The sequence below is a fragment of the Corynebacterium sp. ACRPO genome, assembly GCF_022347205.1.
Taxonomy (GTDB): domain Bacteria; phylum Actinomycetota; class Actinomycetes; order Mycobacteriales; family Mycobacteriaceae; genus Corynebacterium.
This window is the reverse complement of sequence record NZ_JAKRNE010000014.1, coordinates 47,574-65,687: the sequence shown is the minus strand read 5'-3', so window position 1 is coordinate 65,687 and position 18,114 is coordinate 47,574. Positions and strand designations below refer to the sequence as shown.

16 protein-coding genes and 1 tRNA gene are annotated in these 18,114 nt (G+C 60.6%); 11 read left to right on the top strand and 6 right to left on the bottom strand.

The window, feature by feature from the left end:
* Positions 1-124: 124 nt before the first annotated feature.
* Positions 125-209, bottom strand: a tRNA-Leu gene (locus MHY22_RS09485).
* A 199-nt stretch (positions 210-408) separates the two neighbouring features.
* On the opposite strand from MHY22_RS09485, the gene MHY22_RS09480 reads away from it, so the two are divergent.
* The 9 genes from MHY22_RS09480 to MHY22_RS09440 all read left to right on the top strand — a co-directional run bounded on the left by MHY22_RS09480 (position 409) and on the right by MHY22_RS09440 (position 10,246).
* A complete protein-coding gene (locus MHY22_RS09480) occupies positions 409-1,242 on the top strand; it encodes a DUF3662 and FHA domain-containing protein (RefSeq protein ID WP_005326268.1) in 834 nt (277 codons plus the stop codon).
* Positions 1,243-1,267: 25 nt separating this feature from the next.
* A complete protein-coding gene (locus tag MHY22_RS09475; RefSeq protein ID WP_005329668.1) occupies positions 1,268-1,720 on the top strand; it encodes an FHA domain-containing protein in 453 nt (150 codons plus the stop codon).
* On the top strand, positions 1,717-3,081 hold the full coding sequence (locus MHY22_RS09470; RefSeq protein ID WP_239279070.1) for a PP2C family serine/threonine-protein phosphatase: 1,365 nt from the start codon (positions 1,717-1,719) through the stop codon (positions 3,079-3,081). The genes MHY22_RS09475 and MHY22_RS09470 overlap by 4 nt, the downstream gene beginning before the upstream one ends.
* Before the next feature lie 3 nt (positions 3,082-3,084).
* Positions 3,085-4,437, top strand: a complete 1,353-nt coding sequence (locus MHY22_RS09465) for an FtsW/RodA/SpoVE family cell cycle protein (RefSeq protein ID WP_239279069.1) — start codon at positions 3,085-3,087, stop codon at positions 4,435-4,437.
* The gene (locus MHY22_RS09460; protein ID WP_239279068.1) at positions 4,434-5,864 is read left to right on the top strand and encodes a penicillin-binding transpeptidase domain-containing protein; all 1,431 of its coding nucleotides are present in this window, start codon (positions 4,434-4,436) and stop codon (positions 5,862-5,864) included. The genes MHY22_RS09465 and MHY22_RS09460 overlap by 4 nt, the downstream gene beginning before the upstream one ends.
* On the top strand, positions 5,864-7,309 hold the full coding sequence (locus MHY22_RS09455; RefSeq protein ID WP_049378412.1) for a serine/threonine-protein kinase: 1,446 nt from the start codon (positions 5,864-5,866) through the stop codon (positions 7,307-7,309). The genes MHY22_RS09460 and MHY22_RS09455 overlap by 1 nt, the downstream gene beginning before the upstream one ends.
* A gap of 3 nt (positions 7,310-7,312) precedes the next feature.
* Positions 7,313-9,271, top strand: a complete 1,959-nt coding sequence (gene pknB / locus MHY22_RS09450; RefSeq protein WP_239279067.1) for a Stk1 family PASTA domain-containing Ser/Thr kinase — start codon at positions 7,313-7,315, stop codon at positions 9,269-9,271.
* A gap of 64 nt (positions 9,272-9,335) precedes the next feature.
* Positions 9,336-9,605 (top strand): cell division protein CrgA, encoded by a 270-nt coding sequence (gene crgA / locus MHY22_RS09445; RefSeq protein ID WP_005326260.1) that lies wholly within the window; start codon positions 9,336-9,338, stop codon positions 9,603-9,605.
* A 74-nt stretch (positions 9,606-9,679) separates the two neighbouring features.
* Positions 9,680-10,246, top strand: a complete 567-nt coding sequence (locus MHY22_RS09440) for a hypothetical protein (RefSeq protein ID WP_239279066.1) — start codon at positions 9,680-9,682, stop codon at positions 10,244-10,246.
* Here MHY22_RS09440 and MHY22_RS09435 read toward each other — a convergent pair.
* The 3 genes from MHY22_RS09435 to MHY22_RS09425 all read right to left on the bottom strand — a co-directional run bounded on the left by MHY22_RS09435 (position 10,215) and on the right by MHY22_RS09425 (position 13,251).
* The gene (locus MHY22_RS09435; protein WP_239279064.1) at positions 10,215-11,651 is read right to left on the bottom strand and encodes an NAD(P)/FAD-dependent oxidoreductase; all 1,437 of its coding nucleotides are present in this window, start codon (positions 11,649-11,651) and stop codon (positions 10,215-10,217) included. The two genes, MHY22_RS09440 and MHY22_RS09435, sit on opposite strands and share 32 nt — an antisense overlap.
* Positions 11,652-11,957: 306 nt before the next feature.
* On the bottom strand, positions 11,958-12,611 hold the full coding sequence (locus tag MHY22_RS09430; protein ID WP_200436175.1) for a rhomboid family intramembrane serine protease: 654 nt from the start codon (positions 12,609-12,611) through the stop codon (positions 11,958-11,960).
* Between the two features lie 109 nt (positions 12,612-12,720).
* Positions 12,721-13,251 (bottom strand): peptidylprolyl isomerase, encoded by a 531-nt coding sequence (locus tag MHY22_RS09425; RefSeq protein WP_005326254.1) that lies wholly within the window; start codon positions 13,249-13,251, stop codon positions 12,721-12,723.
* Positions 13,252-13,320: 69 nt separating this feature from the next.
* Between MHY22_RS09425 and MHY22_RS09420 the strand changes: the two genes are divergently transcribed.
* Positions 13,321-13,980, top strand: a complete 660-nt coding sequence (locus tag MHY22_RS09420; RefSeq protein WP_239279063.1) for an HAD family hydrolase — start codon at positions 13,321-13,323, stop codon at positions 13,978-13,980.
* A gap of 180 nt (positions 13,981-14,160) precedes the next feature.
* Positions 14,161-14,799, top strand: a complete 639-nt coding sequence (locus MHY22_RS09415) for a DedA family protein (protein ID WP_239279062.1) — start codon at positions 14,161-14,163, stop codon at positions 14,797-14,799.
* A 49-nt stretch (positions 14,800-14,848) separates the two neighbouring features.
* Here the strand turns inward: MHY22_RS09415 and metE are convergent, their stop codons facing one another.
* Together metE and MHY22_RS09405 are read right to left on the bottom strand one after the other, a co-directional pair.
* Positions 14,849-17,119, bottom strand: coding sequence for a 5-methyltetrahydropteroyltriglutamate--homocysteine S-methyltransferase (gene metE, locus MHY22_RS09410; protein WP_239279061.1), 2,271 nt, complete (start codon positions 17,117-17,119; stop codon positions 14,849-14,851).
* Positions 17,106-18,038, bottom strand: a complete 933-nt coding sequence (locus MHY22_RS09405) for a methylenetetrahydrofolate reductase (RefSeq protein WP_239279060.1) — start codon at positions 18,036-18,038, stop codon at positions 17,106-17,108. Before MHY22_RS09405 ends, metE begins: the two co-directional genes overlap by 14 nt.
* Between the last annotated feature and the right edge of the window lie 76 nt (positions 18,039-18,114).

Below are 18,114 nucleotides of genomic sequence, written 5' to 3'. Positions count from 1 at the left end.
ACACACTCACCGAAGAAAAAATCTATTACAACAAGAAAGACAACGAACTTGACCCCCAACAGGGCAACTGAAAACGAAAAATCTCGAGGCATCGACCGGAACGATGTCTCGAGACTTCACAGGGTGCCCGGGGCGGGACTTGAACCCGCACGTTCTTATCGAACACTGGCACCTGAAGCCAGCGCGTCTGCCAATTCCGCCACCCGGGCAGGGTGTGGTTGTCTTAGCGACTTGATAAAGATACCACGAAAAGCGCATTAAACTACAAATCTGCAGGAAAAGTGGATTATTTCGAGGAGGGGGTGGCGAAATTTCTGGGAACTTTCGCGTCGCCATCTACGTTTCGAGGGAGTGAACAAACTATACTGATCGCTACTGATCGCTGCATGGTGGAAAGGAGAATGGCTCGTGGCGTTTTTAGAAAAGCTGGCGAAGCTGGACTCCGCCATGCAACGCGGCCTTGATAACGGCATGGCCCTTGTCTTCGGCGGCAAGGTCGTTCCCGCGGAAATTGATGAGCTTTTGAAGCAAGAGGCTCAGGACAATCTTGCGCGCGGCGACGATGACAACCTTTATAGTCCGAACGTAATGACTGTGGGTGTCTCCTCCAAGGATTTGGAGAACTTGTCGCAGGATCGCAATTTGCCGGCCGATTGTGCAGACCAGTTGTCGCGCTTCATTCGCAATAGCGGATGGTCCCTTGCGGGCCCCGTGATCGTGCGAGTGGCAGAAGAATCTGGTTTGCGCACGGGTCAGCTTCGCGTGTCCTCGTTTATTGATCACGAGCCCACGGAAGAGACCGGTTTTGAGGCTATTTTCCACGACTTTGATGGTCAGGAGGACCAGATGACCGAGCAGCACGAGAATACGGCTGATGACGCGGTAACTACCGCTTTCATTGCTCCAGATAGTCAACCCGCCCCACAGCCGCAGGGCCCAGCAGTCAACCTGATGCTGCAGGATGGCTCTTCGCGCGTTTATCACGTCCAGGAAGGCTCCAATATTATCGGCCGCAGCAACGACGCCGACCTGCGCCTGCCGGATACTGGCGTATCCCGCCAGCACGCGGAAATCACCTGGAACGGCCAGGATGCGGTTCTGGTGGATTTGCAGTCCACCAACGGCACCACGGTGAATGAAACGCCGATTGATAATTGGCTGCTTGCCGATGGCGATGTGATCACCATGGGCCATTCCCACATTGAGGTCCGCATCACGGGCCTTGATTCGCACAGCTACTAATTTCAGTTAAGGAAGGGAGGTCGCCATGGATGCAGTCATCATGCTGGCGCTTCGCATCGGCTTGTTGGCTCTGCTTTGGATTTTTATCCTGGTGGCCTTAAACGCCATGCGCCGCGATACTAATAAATCTGCTGGTGCTATCCGCCAGCAGTCCAAAAAAGTGGGGGCACCGCGGCGTCGGGAAGCGATTAAGCAGCTGTCCATCGTGGAGGGGCCCCTGCAGGGCTCCCATATGGAATTGGGCACGTTGGAGGACTGCACGTTGGGCCGCGCCTCTGACTGCGATTTTGTCACGGGCGACGATTATTCTTCTGGCCACCATGCCCGGCTATTCCGCCGCGGCAGCGAATGGGTTGTGGAGGATTTGGAATCTCGCAATGGCACCTTTGTCAATGGCGTGCGCATCGACCAACCCGAGGTAGTCGGCGCGGACTCCGAAATTAAGCTGGGCCGCACCACCGTGAGGTTGAACGCATGACACTGAAGCTGAACTTCTTTGCTAAGTCCGATCGCGGCCTCATTCGCGATAACAACGAGGACTCGGGCTACGCCGGTCCTCACCTTTTGATCTTGGCCGATGGCATGGGTGGCCACGCGGCAGGCGAGGTTGCCTCCGAGCTGATGGTCAACCACCTAGAAATTTTGGACCAAGATCCGGGCCAGGAAGACACCAAGGCCCTGCTGGAAGCGGCCGCCGACCAGGCCAACGAGGCCATCAGTGACCACGTCAAGGCGCATCCAGAAACCGAAGGCATGGGCACCACGCTGTCCACCATGCTCTTCAACGGCACGGATTTCGGCGTCTGCCACGTGGGAGATTCCCGGGGCTACCTGCTGCGCGACGGCAAGCTCAAGCAGATCACCAAGGACGATACCTACGTGCAGTCCTTGGTGGATAAAGGCGAGCTGGACCCGGGCGACGTCTCGTCGCACCCGCAAAAGTCCCTCATCCTGAAGGCCTATACGGGCCGTCCGGTTGAAGCAACGCTGTTTACTCTCGACGCCAAGCCGGGCGACCGCATCTTGCTGTGTTCCGATGGACTTTCGGACCCCGTAACCGCGTCCACCATCGAAACCGCGCTGGGTCAAGGCAGCATCGAGCAGGCCGGATCCACCCTAGTGGACCTGGCTATCCGCTCCGGCGGCCCGGATAATGTCACCGTCGTAATCGGTGAAGTAACTGAAGAAAAGCCCAAGGAACATGAGCCGTTCCGCGTGGGCGCGCTCGCCGGCCCGACGGAAGAGCCCACCCATCCGGATTCTTCTGCTTCGCGGGCGGCACAGCTCTCCCGCAAGCCGCAAGTAATTCCACCGGCCGTCATGGCCGAGGGCGAGGACGAGCGCCCCGAGCCTGCTGACGACGAAACGGAGGACGAAACTTCCGGTCGAAAGATCGGCTGGAAGGTCCTCATTGCCTTGCTCATCGTGCTCGCGCTGGTCATCGGCTTCGGTCTGTGGGCGAAGAACTTCTTGTCCAATAATTACTACGTGGCTACCAACGAGGCACAAGAAATCACCATCCAACAGGGTGCTGACTATTCCGTCTTTGGCAAGGAACTACACTCCACGCACCAAAACGTGTGCATTAATGACAGCAACTCGCTGCTATTTTCCAGCCAGCCGTGCGAGAGCGACTTCACGCCGCTGAAGGTCACGGACCTGCCGGAATCTGAACGCAGCGCCGTCGACCATCTCTCCACTGGTGATCTAGGTGAGGTGCAGCAACAGATCAATGATTTGGGCGATAAGGCGCTCAAACCATGTATCACTGCGCCGAGCCAAAAAGATAAAAAGGATGCCAAGAAAAACAAACCTGGCGTCACCTGCCGGGAGGTGTAGGTTGTGAAAAAGTTTTTTAGCCGAGGCACCGAACTCGGCCTGCTCATCCTAGCCGCCATCGTCTTTGCTATTACTTTGGTCAGCTTGGAGCTATCCCAAGACAACGCGCTGACCATGGATCTGGTTTATCTCATTGGCGGGTTCATTGGAGTCTTTACTGTCGCCCATTTGGTGATGTGCTTTTTAGCGCCTTATGCCGATCAGATCATGCTGCCCATCGTGGCGATCCTCAATGGCATCGGGCTCATCATGTTGGCCCGCCTGGATCTGGTCAATGAAAGCGGCCTCGCCGTGCGCCAGGTCATGTGGACCATCGTCGGACTCGTGCTCTTTGTGCTTGTCTTGGCCATTTTGAAGGATCACAGGTCACTGACGCGCTACTCCTATATCTTGGGCGCCGCCGGCCTCGTCCTGCTGGCCCTGCCGCTGGTATGGCCGCAGCCTGAGGACGTGGAGGCACGTATCTGGATAAACTTGGGCCCCTTCTCCATCCAGCCGGGTGAGTTCTCCAAGATCCTGCTGATCTTGTTCTTCGCCATGCTGCTGACGCAGAAGCGCTCCCTGTTTACCGTCGCAGGCTACCGAGTATTCGGTATCTCCCTGCCGCGCCTTCGCGACCTCGCACCCATCTTGATCGTGTGGGCCATCGCGATCGTCATCATGGGTATTTCCAATGACTTTGGCCCGGCACTGCTGCTGTTTAGCACCGTCCTCGGCATGCTATTCATGGCCACTGGCCGAGTGAGCTGGCTGCTCATCGGCGTGGTCCTCGTCGGCGTCGGCGGGTTTGGCATTTACCAGATTTCCTCCAAGATCCAGCAGCGCTTTTCCAACTTCCTGGATCCGCTGGGTAACTATGACGTCACGGGTTTCCAGCTCTCCCAATCGCTATTCGGCTTGTCTTCCGGCGGCATCTCTGGCAGCGGCTTGGGCGAGGGGCATCCAGAACTAGTTCCGGTGGCCCACTCGGACTACATCCTTGCTGCAATCGGTGAGGAGTTCGGCCTCATCGGCCTCGCCGCCGTGCTGGTGCTTTTCGGTATGCTGACCACCCGCGGTTTCGGCACCGCGCTGCGCACCCGCGATACCTACGGCAAGCTGGTGGCCTCCGGTCTTTCTCTTACCTTGGCCGTGCAGGTCTTCGTGGTCACCGGCGGCATCTCTGCCCTGCTGCCGATGACCGGCCTGACTACGCCATTCATGTCTGCCGGTGGTTCCTCTCTCATGGCTAACTACGTGTTGTTGGCGATTCTGCTGCGGATCTCTAACGCGGCTCGTCGCCCCATGCAGGAGACCTCGGGCAATGCTCCGAGCGATACCTCCATGTTCCCGTCGGTCCAGGAGGCTCACCGATGAATCGATCCATCCGCCTAGTGTCCTTGTTCGCCATCATTTTGACCGCCATTTTGCTGGTCAATATGACGGTAATCCAGGCTTTTTCTGAGGATAAGTACGCCCATAATCCGCGGAATGTGCGCGGGTTTATGGAGATGCAAACCACCCCGCGCGGCCAGATCTTTGCGGGCAATACCGTGCTGGCGCAGTCCACGCAAAACCCGGATGAGACCTACTCGCGCTCCTACCCCATTGATTCACCGGCCTTTGGCCACCTGACCGGCTACTTGTCGAGCCAATTTGGGGCCTCGGAACTAGAGTCCTCCCAAAATGACATCCTCAATGGCACTGATGATTCTTTAATGAAGCAAAACTGGCTCGATGCTCTAGCCGATAAGCCGAAGCAGGGTGCAAATGTAGAGGTCACCATCGATCCTGCACTCCAGCAGGCGGCTTACGATCAGCTTGTGGGCTCAGGTTACGAGGGCTCGGCGGTTGCCATTCAGCCCTCCACCGGCAAGATTCTAGCTATGGCCTCCAACCCCGGCTACAACCCCAATGATCTAATGGGTGATTCTGCCGAGGAGACCTGGGCCAACCTGCAGGAGCAGGAGGGGCAGCCGCTGGTCAACCACGCCGGTGCAGAGACCTTGCCTCCTGGCTCCATTTTCAAGATCATCACCACCGCGGCGGGCCTTAACAATGGCTTTGATCCTTCCTCCACCCTGACCGGTTCCAATGTCATTACCTTGCCGGATACGGTGACGGAGCTGACTAACTACGACAACCAAAAGTGCAATGGTCAGGATGCGGTGACCCTGCAGACCGCCTTTGCGCTGTCGTGCAATACCGCCTTTGTAGAAATGTCGGAGCAGCTCGGCGCTGATGAGCTGCGCAAGTACGCCAAGGCCTTTGGCGTGGGCGAGAATTACGACCTCGGCGTGTCTACCTCCGCCGGCACCTTGGGTGATTTGCCGGATGGGTCGGCCACGGCGCAGTCCGTCATTGGCCAGCGCGACGTCACCATGACCGCGCTGCAGGCAGCCGTCATGGCGGGCACCGTCGCCAATAAGGGCACCCGCATGCAGCCCTACCTGGTCAATCGCATTACCGACGCCCAGATGAAGGACGTCCGCACCACCAAGCCGAAGAAGGCGGACCAGGCGGTTAATGAGGAAACTGCGGCGACGCTTACTGACTTGATGTATGCCTCCGAGCGTTCGTCCTGGGGCTATGACGGTAACGGCTTTGCCTCCAAGACCGGCACCGCCGAGCACGGCGAGGGGCTGGCCCCGCATGTGTGGTACGTTGCCTTCGATCCGGAACGCGATATCGCGGTAGGCGTCGTGGTGAAAAATGGTGGTAACTTGGGTGAGTCCGCGACGGGCGGCAAGGTTTCCGGCCCAATTGGCCGCGCTATCCTGCGCGCATACCAGGGGGAGCAGTAATGAATAGCGCCGAGAATAAGGAACATCTCCAGGCACTGATTGGCAGCGATTACGAGCTGCAGTGGATCATCGGTCACGGCGGAATGTCCACCGTGTGGTTGGCCGATGATACCCGCAATGATCGTGAGGTAGCGCTCAAGGTTCTGCGCCCGGAATTTTCCGATAACCAGGAGTTCCTCTCGCGCTTTCGCAACGAGGCAAAATCGGCCGAATCCATTCAGTCCGAGAACGTGGTGGCCACTTATGACTACCGCGAGCTAGAGGATAACGGCCGCAAGTTCTGCTTCATGGCCTTGGAGTATGTGCGCGGTGAATCCCTCGCAGACCTTTTGGCGCGCGAAAATACGCTGCAAGAAGAGCTCGCTCTCGACGTCCTCGAGCAGGCGGCGCATGGCCTCTCCATCATTCACCGCATGGAGCTGGTCCACCGCGATATTAAGCCCGGCAACCTCCTCATTACGCAAAATGGCCAGGTCAAGATCACGGACTTTGGCATTGCCAAGGCGGCTGCGGCCGTGCCGCTGACCCGCACCGGCATGGTGGTGGGTACCGCGCAATATGTATCGCCCGAGCAGGCACAGGGCAAGGACGTCACGCCGGCTTCCGACGTCTATTCGCTCGGCGTCGTCGGCTATGAAATGCTCGCCGGCAAGCGCCCTTTTACCGGAGATTCCTCCGTGTCCATCGCCCTGGCCCACATCAACCAGGAGCCGGAGCCACTATCGACGAATATCAGCGCCCCGGCTCGCGAGCTCATCCGCATTGCGTTGCGCAAGGATCCGGCCACCCGCTACGCCGATGGCAATGAGTTCACCCTGGCCATCTCCGCAGTTCGCTTGGGCAAGCGCCCGCCGCAGCCTAAGTCCGCCCCGCTAACGCAACGCGCACCCGAGCCCTCTCCGTCCGCATCGACGGAGATGTTGGGCAACGTTGCCCAGCCCACCACGATCCATCCGGCTGCGGGCACTGCTGCGCACAAGGAGTCCAAGGGCGGATCCTCCTTCCTGAAGGGCCTGGGTATCACCCTGCTCCTCGCAGCCGTGGCCGGTGGTGGTTACGCTGCCTACCACAACTTGAGCGATAACGAGGGCGACAGCGAGCCCTCTAGCACCCCGGAGACCTCGGTAGTTACGGAGTACCGCGATCCCACCACCACCCCGCAGGACACCCCGGACGAAGATACGGAAGAGGCCCCAGAACCGGTGACGGTGACAGAGACGGAGCCGCAGGAATCCAATCTGGAAGAAGCCCCGCGCACGACTCACCGCGAGGCACCCACGCGCCACTCGCCTACTCGCCAGGAACAGCCCCCGGCCGTACCAACGCAACAGAATCCGCAGGATACGCACGTTGAAACTACACCTGAGCTGGATACTCCAGTAAACTCGCAGGCTAATGAGCTCCCCGGAGACTTGGCCGATCTACTTACACAGGAGGGTGACTAAGCGATGGTCAATGACCGCTATCGGAGAGGCGAGATCATCGGCGCCGGTGGCATGTCTGAGGTCTATGCTGCCGAAGACACCGTCCTAGGCCGCCAAGTGGCGGTGAAGATGCTCCGACCGGAAATGGCGCGCGACGTCAACTTCCGCGAGCGTTTTTACCGCGAGGCGCAGAACTCGGGCAAGCTGAATCACCCCAATATCGTGGCGGTTTATGACACCGGCGAGACCGAACTGGATGGCATGACCATCCCATATATCGTCATGGAGCGGGTCAACGGCCGCACTCTGCGCGATATCATTCGCGAGGATGGCGCTCTGTCCGCCCAAGAAGCGGCGGATATCCTCAAACCGGTAGCGGATGCGCTGCAAGCCTCGCACGAGGCCGGGATTATCCACCGCGATATCAAGCCGGCGAATATTATGCTCACCAACACCGGCCAAGTGAAGGTGATGGACTTCGGCATCGCCCGTGCCTTGGATGATTCCACCTCGGCGATGACGCAAACTTCCGCCGTTATCGGCACCGCCCAATATCTTTCCCCGGAGCAGGCCCGCGGTAAGAACGCGGATGCCCGCTCCGATGTCTATGCGCTGGGCTGCGTACTTTATGAGGCACTCACCGGCCATACTCCTTTTGAGGGCGAAACCCCCTTTGCGGTTGCGTACCAGCATGTGCAGGAAGAGCCGACGCCGCCGTCGGAGCTCATCGCGGATCCCTCGCTGACTCCTACCCAGCGCGTCAATATCGATGCGGTAGTACTTACCGCTATGGCTAAGCACCCGGCGGATCGTTATCAGTCCGCTTGGGAGATGGCCGGCGATTTGGAGCGCCTGCACAATGGGCAGGTCACCGCAGCAGCGCGCATGCACGTCAACGAGGAAGAAGACGAGCAGCCTACCGAAATGGTCGGCGCCGCCGCACCAGCTGCGGCGGCGCACCGCGCGCCAATCCAGTCCACCCGCCCCACCGAGGATGATGATAATCAGGGTGGCGGCTGGATGAAGTGGCTGGCAGCGTTCCTGGCCGCCCTCTTGGTGGCCATTGTGGGCTACTTTGCCTGGGATTTCTTCTCCTCCGAAAAGGAATCTGAGGATAAGCCACGCCAGACCCAATCGGCCCACGAGGACAAAATCACCGTGCCCGAGGTGGAAAACCGCCCGCGCAACGAGGTGGTTAAGGAACTGGAAGACATGGGTCTGCAGGTCACCGTCAATGAGGAGGCCAACCCGGATATTCCACGCAATAATGCCATCCGCATTAATCCGGCCCCAGGCTCCGAGCTGCAGAAGAATGCCTCGGTGACCCTGACCGTTTCCTCCGGCAAGGAGATTACGGACGTCCCGGATATCACCGGCATGACCTTGGATGAGGCCGCTCGAGCCCTCGAAGGAGCAGGCTTGGTGCTCAATTCCGATGTCTCGGAAGAAAACGATGAGTCCCCAGCCGGCCAGATCATCAAGCAGGACCCGGCCGGCGGCACGCAGCTGTCCAAGGGATCGAAGGTACGGGTAACGGTTTCTAAGGGCGTCGAGAAGAAGCGCGTGCCCAATGTCGCCGGCATGGACGTCGAGGATGCCCAGAGCCGTCTCGAGTCGAATGACTTTGATGTAGACGTCCGCGAGGTGGATTCCTTGGAACCAAAGGGCACGGTGCTCAGCGTCTCCAATCAGGGCGCGGAGCTGGAAAAGGGCAAGCCGGTTACCGTTGAGGTATCCAATGGCATGCTCTTTAAGGCCCCTGACCTGGTACGCAAGAATCAAGGCCAGGCCGAGGCCGCGTTGCGGGAGGCTGGCTGGACCGGCCAGTTCGTCGTGGGCGAGCCGGCACCTACCGGTGCGCTGGTGGATGCCAATAAGATTGGCTGGGCGTCTGTGAACCCGGGCGATACCATGCGCAAGGATCAAAATATTGATATCCGCCTGTGGAGCTTCGACCCCGCTGCACTTCTGCCGCAGCCATAACTGCTGGTATCCTAAGGCCTCAGTACGAACTTAGATAAGACTTTAAATCTAGAAAAGGTATCTTATGCCGAAGTCAAAGATTTCCCAGAGCTCCTCCGTCCCTACCTCGAGCTCTGCTACCAACCGCACGCCCGTCAAGATCAATTCTGAGGGCACCCCGAAGTGGTACGTCGCCATCATGCTGGGCCTGATGGTCATCGGCCTGCTGTGGTTGGTGGTCAATTACCTCGCTGGCCAGGACATCCCGTTCATGGCAGACCTCGGCGCTTGGAATTACGGCATTGGCTTTGGACTGGCCATTATCGGCCTGCTGATGACCATGGGTTGGCGCTAAGCTCAATCTCCCAGCCTGTTCCCTCGCTCCCTACTTCCTGTAGGTGGCGAGGGTTTTTCACATCAAGGAGCCACATGTCTCGCCATATTCTTGCTGCTGGCCTCATCATTTCGGTGGCCTACGCGGTCGTGCACATCGCGTTTGCCGACGCCACCCTACTCACCGGCGCCGCTCCCCTCCGCCTTTCCGTGCGCAATTACCTAGGCAACGTCCTGGGCTCGGGCATGGTGTGGGGAATCTTTAGCTACCTCATGGGCAAGAATTTTCCGGGCCGGTGGCTCAAGGCACTCCTGGCCGGTACGGGAATCATCGTGATGATGCTGGCCGTGCACTACACCTTGCTCGTGGTCTTCGGTGTATATAGCTGGAGCGAGGCTTTCGAGTACAACGCCCAGTGGTTCTTCCTAGCGCTCCTCTCTGGACCGGTACTGGGGCTAGCCGGCGCGGCCTCGGCACGGTTCCGCTGGTTCGACTACCTCGCCGTCCTTGGTTTTCTCCTCGAGCCCGTGGTTGCCGGACTCATCCCAGGCAGTTCCTACCTGCCCCGCACCACGACCATCCCTGGGTACTGCGCCGCCGCGACTCTGTGGCTCATCGGCGCCGGCTTCCTTATTTGGCAGCGCCGCCGTTCCACGCGCTAAGCGCTTCTTCGGCGGCCCACCACCCCGGCATACCGTGCACGCCAGCGCCGGGAGCGGCGGAGCTAGAGGCCATAAATACTCCCGGGGCGAGGCGGTGCGGATGGGCCGACAGGCGTGGTCGCAGGAGGGTTTGCAGCCCGGTCATGGCGCCGCCAGCAATATCGCCGCCCACCAAATTAGGATTCCATCGTTCCAGATCGGCCGGGCTCGTAGCACGGGTGGCCAGGATGGTATCGCGAAATCCGGGGGCAAAGCGCTCAATCTGGGCAGCAATCAGCTCGGTGACCTCACCCGGATAGCGCTCCACATAGCCGTGCGGGACGTGCGCATACGTCCACAGGGTGTGCCCTCGGGATGGGTCTGCCACGTATTGCTGGCATGCCAATACTAAGGGGCGCTTAGGCATGCGCCGCTTGCCGACGTCCCCCTCAGCCCCACAGATTTCCTCCATGGTGCCTCCCACATGCACGGTGCCGGCCTGGCCCACGCGGGGATCGGTCCATGGCACGGGTTCGCTGAGGTGGAAGTCAACTTTGAATACGGCGCTGCCATAGCACCAGCGCGCGAGGCTCCGCCGAGTGCCGTCCCGCAGTTCCAGCCCGCTCAGGCTCAGAATCTGGCGCGGGGTGAGGTTCACAATGATCGCATCGGCCGGAGGCAGCTCCCGCAGGTCGGTGACTTCGCATCCGGTGTGGAGGCGGGCATGGTGGGAACGGAGGAGGTTAAGGAGGGCGTCGATAAGAGCACCGGTGCCACCCTCCACCACGGGCCAGCCGCGGGTCATCCCTAGCCCGCCAAAGAGCAGGCCGAACGCCGAGGTAAAGGGCGTGGTCGGCGAGGTGATCGCGTGTACCGCGCTGCCCGCAAACAGGGCGCGAGCCTGGGGCGTGCGGAAGGCCGCCCGCGCCAAGCTGCTGGCGGGCAACGCCCCGGCCGCGCCAAACTGTGCCAGACGCACAGGGCGATGGGGCCAGCGCACCAGCGGGGTAAGCGCGTTGTCCACATGCTCATCGATGTGGCGGACGATGTGCCCGTGCAGCCGCCTCCACGCCTGGGCATCGGCTCCCAACTCCGCCGCCGTGTCCGCCAAGGAACCGTGCAAGATCCCGGCCGGCGCGCCTTCTAGCGGATGGGCCATGGGATAAGGCGCAGTGCGCCACCGCAGACCGTGGGCTTCCAGGTCGAGGGCGCGAAAGGCCGGGCTCGCTACGCCAAAGGGGTGCCCGGCCGCGCCGAGATCCACAATCGTGCCCGGGAAAATCTCCGCGGAGGATGCCGCCGCACCACCGGCCCGGCCGGCGCGCTCGTAGATATCCACCCGCCATCCGGCCATAGCCAGCCGAGCCGCGGCCGTGAGCCCATTCGGGCCTGCGCCGACGATCACAGCGCGAGGTTGATAATCCACAATGCTCCTTATGCAGGTCAATGCCCAAATTTATCAGTCTTGTTAACACAATGGGTAGAAAGTTATCCACAGGCTGTGGAGAAAACCTGTGAAATGTGAATTTCACACAATTATTAACACCCTGTGGATAACTGTTTTCACGGGCTTCCACAAGCTGATTTTCGCGCTTTCACACGGCCCAGACCAGCGTGATCAGGAAAAACTCCGGAAAGACGTTCGGTAAATTACAAAAATGTAGTTATCCACAGTGTGGATAACCATTGTGGAATTCTTTCGCACACGCTTTCCGGTGATCAAATTCCACAGTTATCCCCAAAGCCCAGCTTGATGGGCTAATAGTGCGAGGACTACCGCGGCCACCGCAGCAACGCCGCCCCAGCGGAGGGCGGGGCTTTTTCGATAGAGGAAAAGGCTCAACACGATGCCTGTGCACAACCCGCCAAGATGTCCCCACAGGGATACGCCATCGGCTAGAAAGGTATAGGCCACATTCGCCAGAACGAGGGCAATGGGCGCGCGGAGATCGAGCCCGCGCTGGCGGTAAGCACCCACCAGCATGGCCATGAGCGCGAAGAGCGCACCCGAGGCGCCGACGGTGGGGGTCTCAAAGTCGAATGTCAGGATCATGGCGGACGCGCCGAGGCAAGAAATGAGGTAGGCGGCGAGGTACAGCGCAGTGCCAAGCGCCCGCTCCACTTCCCTGCCTATGAGCAAGAGCATGACCATATTCACCGCCAAGTGGCCCGCGTCTAGGTGCATAAACTCCGAAGACAGCGCAGCCTGAGGGCGGAAGGGATAATCCGGTCCCCACAGGCCCCAATCCGCTGCGAGCGGGGAATCATAGAAGGTGGTTCCTAGCGTGCGGGCCTGCACCGCGGTAATAAGCCAAGCAATGATGCAGACGGCGGCGATGAGCGCGGTCGCCGGGGTGGTGCGGACATAGTTTCTCACCATGGTCATGAAGTTGTCAGTCCTTGGGGCGGGTCTAGTGGTAGATAGCTCGGGGTAAAACTGCAACGAGCCCGCCGCCGCATGGATAATGCGGTGACGGGCCCGAGGGAAAAGGCGATTACGCGATATCGATGGACTCGATAACAACGTCCTCGTGCGGACGGTCCATGCGGTCGGTATCAACCTTGGCGATCTTGGACACAACCTCCTGGGAGGCAGCATCGGTAACCTCACCAAAGATGGTGTGGTGGTTGTTCAGGTGCGGGGTCGGCGCCACGGTGATGAAGAACTGGGAGCCGTTGGTGCCTGGGCCGGCATTGGCCATGGCCAGCAGGAATGGGCGGTCAAACTGCAGCTCCGGGTGGAACTCATCCTGGAACTGGTAGCCCGGGCCACCGCGGCCGGTGCCGGTAGGGTCGCCGCCCTGGATCATGAAGTTATCGATGATGCGGTGGAAGATTGCGCCGTCATAGAACGGGCCGGACTGCTCGCCCTTTGCGTTCTGGGTGGAGTAGTCCTTCTCGCCCTTGGCCAGGCCGATGAAGTTTTCAACGGTTACCGGTGCGTGGTTACCGAAGAGATCGATAACAATGTCACCGTAGTTGGTATGCATCGTTGCAGTTGCGGTCTTCTGAGTCATGCCAGCCATTGTAAAGAATTTAACGCGCGCCTGCCGCGCATGACATAACGCTGTCAGCGATCGCGCTAGCCTGAAGGCATGATTCGCGCGCTACTTTTTGATCTGGATGACACCTTGCTCGACCACACCGGCGCGGCCTGGGACGCAGTGGATCAGTGGTGCCGTGAGCTAGGCCTGCCCGAGGGCCAGCATGCGCGCTTTGCGGCCATCGAGCGCACCTGGTTCAGCGCCTACGAGCGCGGCGAGGTCACCCACCAGGGTCAGCGGGCAGCGCGCTGCCGCGAATTCCTCGGCCGGGACATGAGCGATGCCGAGGCGCTGGCCACCTATGACGGCTATCTTTCCGCCTACCGGGAGCAGTGGCGCGCTTTTGCCGACGCCCTGCCCACCCTCACCTGGGCCCTCGAATCCGGCTTCCAGGTGGGCGTGCTCACCAACGGCGAGCGCGAGATGCAGCAAGCCAAGCTGGAGGCGACAGGCCTTGCGCTTGCCGACGTCCTCCTCATCCCCACCGTCGACCTCGGCTGCCCCAAACCGCAGCGCGCGGCCTACCTTGCCGCCTGCGATCAGCTGGGTACGGCCCCCGCAGACACGCTCATGGTGGGCGATTCCCTCACCAACGATGTGCAGGGCGCGCGCACGGCAGGACTACACGCGCTTCACCTCGACCGTGCGGGGTATGGGGATCTGAGCTCGCTTAGCGCGTTGATAGAGGTTCTCCCCCGAAAAGCCAGCTGACTACGCTGGTGCCGAGGCTTGCGCACCCAGTTTGCGGATCTTTCTCGCTAGTGATGTTTTTAACCCAAAGGTTAGAACTAGAAAAGAAACATACCGGTTCCATTCGGACACCCAGCGGATTCGCAGCTACTTTGCAGTTTGCGGAGGATACTAAAAGAACTGCTAAGAAAGGATCCACTCATGGATTTCTTGTCCTCCCTTCACAACCTCATGGACGCAGGCTCGCTGCTCCAGAGTTTCGGACCTTATATCCTGCTCGGCGTCGCCGTCGTCATCTTCATCGAGTCCGGCGTGCTTTTCCCATTCCTGCCGGGTGATTCACTGCTCGTAACCGCGGCCATCCTGCGCCACGAACTCGATATCAACGCCTGGCTGCTCTTTGTCGTGGCCGCGGTGGCCGCCTTTGCCGGCGACCAGGTGGGCTTCTATTTAGGCCGCCGCTTTGGCCGCAAGCTCTTCAAGGACGATGCCCGCGTCCTGCGCACCGAACACCTCGATAGCGCGGAAGACTTCTTCCAGCGCCACGGCCCGGTGGCCCTGGTATTGGGCCGCTTCGTGCCGATTGTGCGCACCTTCGTCCCCTTCGCCGCGGGCACCGCAGAAATGGGCTACTCCTCGTTCCTGCGCTGGAATATCCTCGGCGGCGTGGGCTGGGTAGGCTCCATGCTGCTCGTCGGCGTACTGCTGGGCGGTATTCCGGGGATTGCTCACTCCATCGACATCATCATGCTGATCGTGGTGGCAATTTCCGTGCTGCCGATGATCATCGGCTGGATCAATAGACGCCGCAAGGCACAGCGCGAAATCCCGGCCACGTAAGAACTTTAATTCTTTACCCGGCCGGGATTGCGGTGTGATTAGGGAGGATTTAGAGGGACTCGCGCACCTCATCGCGAGCCAGCACCATATTGCGCAGGGAGGCCTCGGTCTCCTCGTAGCCGCGGGTCTTCAGGCCGCAGTCCGGGTTGACCCACAGGCGCTCGACCGGCACGTGCTTGAGCGCGGCGCGGATGAGCTCGGCCATCTCCGCTACGGAAGGCACGCGCGGGGAGTGAATATCGTAGATGCCAGGGCCAATCTCGGAGTGGAAGGTCTCGTCGATATCCTCCAGCAGCTCCATGCGGGAGCGGGCCGCCTCGATAGAGGTGACATCGGCATCCAGGCCGGCAACGGCATCGATGATCTGGCCGAACTCGGAGTAGCACAGGTGGGTGTGGATCTGGGTGGTCGGCTTGGCCTCGAGCGCTACCAAGCGGAAGGAACGCACGGCCCAGTCCAGGTAGGCCTTGCGGTCTTCCTCGCGCAGCGGCAGGAGCTCGCGCAGGGCGGGCTCGTCGATCTGGATGATGTCAATGCCGGCCTCTTCCAGGTCGTGCACCTCATCCGCCAGCGCGACGCCGAGCTGGTCCGCGGAGACGGACTGGTGTACGTCATCTCGCACGAAGGACCAGGCCAGGATGGTCACCGGGCCGGTGAGCATGCCCTTGACGTGGTGCTCCGAGAGCGACTGCGCGAACTTGGACCACTCGGTGGTCATCGCAGCCGGGCGGGAGATGTCACCCACAACGATTGGCGGACGGGTGCAGCGGGAGCCATAAGACTGGACCCAGCCGTTTTCGGTGGTGACGAAGCCATCGAGCAGCTCGGCAAAGTACTGAACCATGTCGTTGCGCTCCGGCTCGCCGTGAACGAGGACGTCGAGGCCGAGGCGCTCCTGCAGCTCAATGACGGACTTGACTTCGTCCTTGAGGGCGGCGTTGTAGTCGGCGTCGGAAAGCTCGCCCTTGCGGTGCGCCGCACGCGCCTGGCGGATCTCCTTGGTCTGGGGGAAGGAGCCGATAGTGGTGGTTGGCAGCTGCGGCAGGCCGAGTTCCTTCTGCGCCTCGTTGCGCTCAGCAAAGGCAGGCTCGCGCTTGACCTCGCCGGCCGGCAGCTTCTCGATGCGCGCCTTCACCGCCGCGTTGTGGATGCGCTCGGATTCGGCACGGGTGCGCACTGCGCGGTCGCTGATGCTATACGCTTCCGGTGCCTCCAGCGGGCCCTGGGAGAGGGCGACGACTTCCTTGACCTTCTCGTTGGCGAAGGAGAACCAGGTAGCGACGTCGGCCGGCAGCTTGGTTTCTGCCTCCACGGTGTGCGGCACGTGCTGCAAGGATACGGAGGTGGATACAGAAAGGGAATCGAGGCTGCTCTCTAGGTTCTCGTACTTGGAGCGCAGGTCGCGCAGGTTGGCGGCCCAGACATTGCGGCCGTCGATAAGGCCGGCAACCACGTGGGACTTCAGGTTCTTCACGCGATCGAGGTAGCCCTCATCCAGTGCCAGGGTTCCTACGGAAAGGTCCACTTGGACGGCCTCCGGCTTGAGCTCGGCCAGAACCTCGAGGCCCTTGCGCGCAGAGCCATACGGGGTGGTGAGGTAAACCTGCGGACGATTGTCCGCACCCAAAATTGCCTCATAGGCGCGCTTGGTGTGGGCGGCTAGTTCCTCATCATTGGCAATGGTCAGGTCCGCTACCAGCGCAGGCTCGGCCAGCTGTACCCACTTCACGCCGGACTTATCCAGCTCGGCCAATACCTCCTGGTAGGCCTTGACGGCATCATCCAAGCGGTCGAGCGGAGACTTGGTAGCACCCTCTGCCTGCTTAGACAGGGCCAGCAGAGTAACCGGGCCGACGAGGTACGGGCGCACGGTGTGGCCTGCCGCGCGGGCCTCTTCCACCAGCTTGATAACGCGCTGCGGGTGCGCCTTGAAGTCCTGGTCATCGGCGATTTCCGGGACGATGTAGTGGTAGTTGGTATCGAACCATTTGGTCATCTCCAGCGGCGCGGTGTCCTTATTGCCGCGGGCCAAGGTGAACTCATCATCCAGGGTCTCGCCGGCCACGGCGCCAACGGTCAGTGCGGTCTCGAGCACCTGGTCGTAGTAGGCGACGTCGGCAGGAATGGCGTAGTCCTCAGTAAGGCCCAGGTCGCGCAGGCGGTTATAGGTATCCAGCCGCAGGGAATGTGCGGCGGACTCGAAGGTTTCCGCATCGATGCGGCCTGCCCAGTAGGATTCCAGCGCACGCTTGAGTTCGCGGTTAGCGCCGACGCGAGGGTAGCCCTCAATCGTCGCCTTGGGGAAATTAGTGTTCGTCATTGTCTACTCCGATTCGAGATAACAGGTCTTGCGTAATGTCCGGGTTGTTGTGGGTATAGATATGGAGACCGTCCGCGCCGCCGGCCACGATGGTGCGGGCCAATTGGGCGGTAAGCTCCATGCCGATTTCGTATTCCTCTTCTGGGGTTGTCGCTGCCGCGAGCTGAGTGCGCACCCTCTCGGGTACGGTCAACCCGGACAGCTGCCCCATTCGCTCCAACCGGCGCAGGCTGGTCATGGGCATAATCCCCGGAATGAGGGGGATCTTCACCCCGGCCAATTTCGCCCTTTGGGCGAAGCGGAGGAAGTCCTCCGCGTCGAAGAAAAGCTGGGTGATGGCGAAGTCCGCGCCGAGACGCTGCTTATTGAGCAGGACGTCGAAGTCTTCGTCTTCGTTCTTGGATTCGGCATGGCCGCTGGGGTAGCACGCCACGCTCACCGCGAGGCGGCCGGCGGCGAAGCGGGCAGCCTGGTGGCTTTCCAGCTGGCGGATGAGGCGGACCAGCTCATCGGCATGCTGCAGGTAGTGCTCAGGCATGCCCCCTTCGGGGAGGTCACCGCGCAGGGCCAGCAGGCCGCGCACGCCGGCATCCACCAAGCGATTAATCCACCCGATGAGCTCGTCGCGCGTCCCGGCCGTGCAGGCCAGGTGCGCCAGGGGGCGCATAGAGGTGTTCTGCGAGATCTTCTCAATGAAGGCCGCGGTTCCCTCCAACCAACCGGAGCGCTGGGAACTGGTCACCGCGATGTAATCAGGGTGATAGCTTTCCAGGACTTCTAGTAAGCGGTCGATTTTGGCGGCATCGGCATCGTGGCGTGGCGGGATTACCTCAAAGGAAAGGGCCAGGCGTTCGGGCGCAGGTGCTTCCTCTTCACTTTCATAGTCCAAGGGCGCAGAAGCCGAAAGTCGCGGGCTCATGGTCACCTCCTTTGCTGGTCGTCGTTGGTGTGTTGAGAAAAACGTACCAAGCTGTTCAGTTTGCACGGTAGCGATT

Bases quoted from the DNA above. Each gene is read 5' to 3' on its own strand.
- MHY22_RS09475 (WP_005329668.1), top strand. From the start codon at position 1,268: ATGGATGCAGTCATCATGCTGGCGCTTCGCATCGGCTTGTTGGCTCTG.
- MHY22_RS09470 (WP_239279070.1), top strand. From the start codon at position 1,717: ATGACACTGAAGCTGAACTTCTTTGCTAAGTCCGATCGCGGCCTCATT.
- MHY22_RS09460 (WP_239279068.1), top strand. From the start codon at position 4,434: ATGAATCGATCCATCCGCCTAGTGTCCTTGTTCGCCATCATTTTGACC.
- MHY22_RS09455 (WP_049378412.1), top strand. From the start codon at position 5,864: ATGAATAGCGCCGAGAATAAGGAACATCTCCAGGCACTGATTGGCAGC.
- pknB (WP_239279067.1), top strand. From the start codon at position 7,313: ATGGTCAATGACCGCTATCGGAGAGGCGAGATCATCGGCGCCGGTGGC.
- crgA (WP_005326260.1), top strand. From the start codon at position 9,336: ATGCCGAAGTCAAAGATTTCCCAGAGCTCCTCCGTCCCTACCTCGAGC.
- MHY22_RS09440 (WP_239279066.1), top strand. From the start codon at position 9,680: ATGTCTCGCCATATTCTTGCTGCTGGCCTCATCATTTCGGTGGCCTAC.
- MHY22_RS09430 (WP_200436175.1), bottom strand. From the start codon at position 12,611: ATGACCATGGTGAGAAACTATGTCCGCACCACCCCGGCGACCGCGCTC.
- MHY22_RS09425 (WP_005326254.1), bottom strand. From the start codon at position 13,251: ATGGCTGGCATGACTCAGAAGACCGCAACTGCAACGATGCATACCAAC.
- MHY22_RS09420 (WP_239279063.1), top strand. From the start codon at position 13,321: ATGATTCGCGCGCTACTTTTTGATCTGGATGACACCTTGCTCGACCAC.
- MHY22_RS09415 (WP_239279062.1), top strand. From the start codon at position 14,161: ATGGATTTCTTGTCCTCCCTTCACAACCTCATGGACGCAGGCTCGCTG.
- metE (WP_239279061.1), bottom strand. From the start codon at position 17,119: ATGACGAACACTAATTTCCCCAAGGCGACGATTGAGGGCTACCCTCGC.
- MHY22_RS09405 (WP_239279060.1), bottom strand. From the start codon at position 18,038: ATGAGCCCGCGACTTTCGGCTTCTGCGCCCTTGGACTATGAAAGTGAA.